Below are 271 nucleotides of genomic sequence, written 5' to 3' on the forward strand. Positions count from 1 at the left end.
GTTTGCATGGCAGACAGTAGAGGCGTCCCATGAGAGCCAAGGTGATGCCCGATGGGCGCGTGAGCCTGCCGGCCGATCTCCGCAAGCGGCATGGCCTCATTCACGGAGGCGAGGTCATCGTCGAGGATTTGGGCGACGCCATCGTGCTGCGGACGCTCGATCAGGTCGTCGCCCGGGCACAGGCTCTGAGCCGCAGGCTGATCGGCGACAAGGCAGGCGCGTCCGTGGCGGACTTCCTCGCCGACCGGGCCCGTGAGGCCGAGGCCGAATG

General features: G+C 67.9%; 1 protein-coding gene. It reads left to right on the forward strand.

What is annotated here, in order from left to right; genetic code table 11:
• Positions 1 to 29 precede the first annotated feature (29 nt).
• Positions 30 to 271 (forward strand): AbrB/MazE/SpoVT family DNA-binding domain-containing protein (locus KZZ06_RS20830; protein ID WP_043388476.1); only part of this gene is annotated, 242 nt, incomplete at its 3' end.

The sequence above is a fragment of the Sulfitobacter sp. CW3 genome (genome assembly GCF_019392245.1).
GTDB lineage: Bacteria > Pseudomonadota > Alphaproteobacteria > Rhodobacterales > Rhodobacteraceae > Sulfitobacter.